Origin of the sequence: Okeania sp. SIO3I5 (genome assembly GCF_010672085.1) — a bacterium.
Lineage (GTDB): Bacteria > Cyanobacteriota > Cyanobacteriia > Cyanobacteriales > Microcoleaceae > Trichodesmium.
In genome coordinates this window covers 1-4944 of the sequence record NZ_JAAHHT010000403.1, presented here as the reverse complement: position 1 = coordinate 4944, position 4944 = coordinate 1, and the positions used below count along the sequence as shown (strand labels likewise).

Sequence of the window (4944 nt, the reverse complement as noted above, 5' to 3'; positions counted from 1 at the left end):
TGATAGACATAAAAGAAGTTTACGTTTGCTGAAACTCTAAATCTAATTCCATAGTCAACAACAAAGCTATTCCACAAAGCAACTAATAATAATATCTCTTTGCCGTTAGGTGGATTACTAATTTTGTCAGAACAACGTAAAACAGATTGAAAATTTTCTGCATGAAAACTAGGCGGAATAATTGTTGCAATTATTGTTCTAGAGTCAGTATTTCTTGCAATTTTCCGAAACCCGGCACGATATGTTTGATAATCTAAAATTTGTCTGCTATCTTGATTCTTTCCTAGAATATCTTTTCTTCCTTCTGTTTCTTCAATCCAATATCGAGGTTTAGATAATAAATGGGTAAATTGTTCAATCATTTTCCCTTCATAAAGTGCGAGTCTTCCCTTTCCAGGTTCAGTTTTAAATAACTGACTATCATTAGTCATGTGAAACTCGGAAGTCAATTTTAAATTCCACTTTCCATCAATTTCTTCTCCCAATAAAGGAAACTTTGCCATCTTCTCAGCAATGGCAATATCTACATCATTTTTCAATTCCATCACCGAAATCGAATCAGGAGATAAACGCCGAATTAGCTCGACAGAAATATTCAAAGTTTCACCATCAGGAAAACTTTCTAATTCCCCCACATCATGGCGCATAAACTTAGCTGGAAATTGAGTAGTTTCTCCATCCTTTTCAAAAGTCAAAACTACAAACTTAAAACTTCTATGTACTCCCTCAACAATTGTCTTCCGATTCTCAAAACAAAATAGACCAGAAACTTCAGTTTTAGTAAATAACATTTCTCGTAATTGCTTACTTCCCAAATCTGTATAAATTCCGCTAGGAATGACAATTCCACATTCACCATTTGACCGTAATAAATTAAAACATTGCTCCACAAACAACTTATATAAATTAATATCCGTACCCTGCTTTCTGCCATTCACAACAGAAATTTGATTCTGATATTTTTCTGCACTTCGATAATACAAACTCACATAGGGAAATTGACTTTGATACTCCAACCAAGCATTAGCAACTTCCTTATTTTGCAACATCTTTTTCTTTTGTTTCTCAAAAGTCTTAATATCCATCTTATTTTTCGTCACTAGATCGCTATATTGAGCAAAAAATTCTTTAGCTTGTGGTTTAAAAGTCTCCCAGGGTGGATTCGTAATAATGGCATCAAAACCACCCTTTTCAGAAATCACATTATCAAACTCATAACCCCAATGAAACGGCTTCAACCTGACAATATCCTCAATCTTTAATAGCCGTTTTTTTGCCTTTCCTTTTAACTGCGCCTCCTCATATTTAATCCCCAAACTGCCAAACTCATCAAACAATAATTAATTCAACTTACCATAAGATTCTCGACGCAATTTTTCAATATGTTTCCTCAAATTTAATAACCGAATATCTTGCTCAGTTCCCTCAATTTCCCCAGACTTAAAAGCGTGTTCCTTATACAAACTAATACTCTTGTTTTTATCCTCTAAAATCTTTCGATAATTATCCGCATCCAACTGCTGTAAGAAATACCCCCGTTTCGACTCTTGAACATTGTCAAAACTTTCCTCATTTACCCGAATCAAACCCATCAAAGAATTACCCACCATAATATTAAAATCAATATTCGGTAAAGGTTCCAATTCTGCCTCCGACTGAGCAACAGAAACCAAAGCCAAAAATAATCGTAACTTAGCAATTTCTGTCGCCTCCTCCATAATATCTACCCCATAAATATTATCAGTAATAATTCGCTTTTTCACAAAATAAGCCAAAGAAGGATGAGAACTTTCTTTATCCTTCAACCACTTTTTTAACCTTCTATCTCCATTTAATTTAATCGTACCAATAACGGCAGTGTAAATAGAAATTAAACTTTTCATAGCAGCTACCATAAAAGCTCCCGAACCACAAGCAGGGTCTAATAAAGTTAGATTAGGGAGAATATCTTCAACCAAATAATGACAGACTTTAGCATCTAATTTAATCAGCAATTCATTAATGTCTGTAAACCTGGTATTTGCCAGATTATTTACTCTTTCTAAAATTAATTTATTAATAGTTCTGTCGCACAAATATTCTGTAATTTCAGTACAAGTATAATAAGCACCAAATTCTTTTTGGTTAATATATTTCTCAAAAATATATCCCAACACATCCGGGTTAATTTCATCATCTTTTCCTTCAGGAGTATCATTCAGATTCCAAGAATAACGAGAAAATAAATCTAATACTTGAATAAAAGCTGTATCAGCAATCAAAATATTGTCATATTTTTCCTCAATAGGATGTTTCAGAAATAATCCACCATTCAGATATTTAACTTCACCTATTAATTCCTTTGTCGCCTCATCCCGTTCAGATTCTATTTTGGCAAAACCCTCAAAAAATAAACTTTGGAGAAAATGATAATACTGATTTTGACCCCGTTGCTGACTTGCCGTTAATTTCTCCTGTAAATAATCCAAATTTTTACCATCAATAAACCCTTTGCGCTGCAAAAAATAAACAAACATTAAACGGTTCAGCAAAACAGAAGTATACCAACGACGGTCAAATAAATTATCTATACCTTGAATAAATTCTAGAAAATCAGAATGTTGGTTTTGAAACTCCTGATAAAACTTTTTCGTAACCCGTTCAACATCAAAACTCCGTTGCAATTTTTGAGCAATTTCAACTACAGAAATTGACTCTTTTTCAAACTCAATAATATCAATAACCAAAGAACCTAATTTACTTAAAAATAAATCCCCTGGTTGACCTTTGACATATAAATGATCTCTGACAAAACGTTTATTACCATCACGTTTTACCCAATACCAAATACTGCGAGTTTTCTGAGCATCTATAAAAATTAATAAATTTTCAGCCACCCTTTGTTCAATTTCTTGATGTATAGCTTTACGAATTTTTCCTTCAGGAATTTCCTCAGTTTCAGAAGTGACTTCAAAGATAGCAACCTTAGCAGCTTCAGCTATTCTTTGATAGTAATAAATTTGATCGTCGATATTGAGAGAATTTTGCTTAGTATTAGATGGTTGTTCCCAACCTAATTCTTCGATCAAAACATCTTGAAATCGAAAATTATATAAAAAGTCGCGAGTACGTTCAAAATCCAGAGTCATAGTATTTACTGTTGATTATTTATTGATTTTACCACCGTAGGGGTTTGGTCTCCAAACCCTCTTTATACTATTCCCAAAACCAAAATAAATCTATAATCCGTAAATGTAGGGGTTTGGTCTCCAAACCCTCTTCATACCATTCCCAACACCAAAATAAATCTATAATCCGTAAATGTAGGGGTTTGGTCTCCAAACCCTCTTCATACCATTCCCAAAAATCTCAAAACCATAATATTTATTGTTGATTATTTATTGATTTTACCACCGCAGGGGTTTGGTCTCCAAACCCTCTTCATATTATTCCCAACATCAAAATAAATCTATAATCCGTAAATGTAGGGGTTTGGTCTCCAAACCCTCTTCATATCATTCCCAACACCAAAATAAATCTATAATCCGTAAATGTAGGGGTTTGGTCTCCAAACCCTCTTCATACCATTCCTAAAACCAAAATAAATGTATAATCCGTAAATGTAGGGGTTTGGTCTCCAAACCCTCTTCAAATAATGTACTGGTTTGGTCTGCAAACCCTTCTAAAAATATCAAAACTATACGATAACCCCAATACCAAAATTAATGTATCAGGACTTACACAAGGGCGCTAATTATAGTGGAAATATTAGGAATATTTACCAAATTATAAACCATATATAGCGGTGCTGCGTAAGTCCTGTGTATAATCCGATAAATTTAGGGGGTTTGGAGACCAAACCCCTACGATGAAATATTACAATTGATTTGGGTTTGGAGACCAAACCCCTAGGATGAAATATTACAATTGATTTGGGTTGGGAAACCAAACCCCTACGATAAAATATTACAATTGATTTGGGTTGGGAAACCAAACCCCTACGATCAACATAAATGACCTCCAAAAATTACAATCCAGAAATCCATAATCGTCGTTCTATTCGTCTGAAATATTACGATTATAATCAAGCAGGAGCATACTTTATTACCATTTGCGTACAAGATAAAAAATGTTTTTTAGGTAAAATCAAGGAAGGTTTAAATCAGATTAACCAGTATGGAAAAATTGTTGAAGAAATTTGGAATTATCTACCAATACATTTTCCTAAGATAGAAATTGATGGAGCTGTGATCATGCCCAATCATTTTCATGGAATTATTGTTATTAATGAGTATCAAAAATTTGGGGAAAGTTTGAATGAGAGTTTGGCAGACGGTTTGGAGAAGCGACAGCAATTTTACGAAAAAAAGACTATTTTGGGTTCAGTTATTGCTTATTTTAAGTATCAAACTACTAAATTAATTAATCTACAGAGAAATTCTCCTGGAGTTAAATTTTGGCAACGTAATTATTATGAGCATATTATTCGGAATGAGGATTCTTTGAATATTTTGCGTAATTATATTCTTGAAAATCCTTTGCGATGGGAAATTGATGTATTGCACCCGGATAATTTGACGGGGGTTTGGTGATTTTTTTGGTGTTTCGGGAGGTTTGGAGAAGAGGGTTTGGAGAAAAGGGTTTGGAGAAAAGGGTTTGGAGACCAAACCCCTACGGTGGTGGTTTGATATTTGGAAGAGGATTTGGAGACTAAACCCCTACGGTGATGCTTTCCAATTTGGGTTTTGGGGTGGGGGGTCTAACCCTAAAGTGCAACGTTATAGTTTTGAGATTTTTCCATGAGGGTTTGGAGACCAAACCCCTACGGTGGTGGTTTAATATTTGGAAGAGGATTTGGAGACTAAACCCCTACGGTGATGCTTTCCAATTTGGGTTTTGGGGTGGGGGGTCTAACCCTAAAGTGCAACGTTATAGTTTTGAGATTTTTCCATGAGGGTTTGGAGA

At 34.3% G+C, this 4944-nt stretch carries 4 protein-coding genes; 1 reads left to right on the top strand and 3 read right to left on the bottom strand.

Annotation, left to right across the window (positions count from 1 at the left end):
* The 3 genes from F6K40_RS38715 to F6K40_RS38705 all read right to left on the bottom strand — a co-directional run.
* A partial coding sequence (locus F6K40_RS38715) for an Eco57I restriction-modification methylase domain-containing protein (RefSeq protein ID WP_293145161.1) occupies positions 1 to 1337 on the bottom strand: 1337 nt, incomplete at its 3' end.
* 3 nt (positions 1338 to 1340) lie between these two features.
* Complete coding sequence (locus F6K40_RS38710) at positions 1341 to 3128, bottom strand: DNA methyltransferase (RefSeq protein ID WP_293145158.1); 1788 nt, start codon at positions 3126 to 3128, stop codon at positions 1341 to 1343.
* Between the two features lie 67 nt (positions 3129 to 3195).
* Positions 3196 to 3321 (bottom strand): hypothetical protein, encoded by a 126-nt coding sequence (locus F6K40_RS38705; protein WP_293145155.1) that lies wholly within the window; start codon positions 3319 to 3321, stop codon positions 3196 to 3198.
* Between the two features lie 671 nt (positions 3322 to 3992).
* On the opposite strand from F6K40_RS38705, the gene F6K40_RS38700 reads away from it, so the two are divergent.
* Positions 3993 to 4571 carry a transposase gene (locus tag F6K40_RS38700; RefSeq protein WP_293145153.1) on the top strand — a complete coding sequence of 193 codons (579 nt, stop codon included), beginning with the start codon at positions 3993 to 3995 and terminating at the stop codon, positions 4569 to 4571.
* The last annotated feature ends 373 nt before the right edge of the window (positions 4572 to 4944 follow it).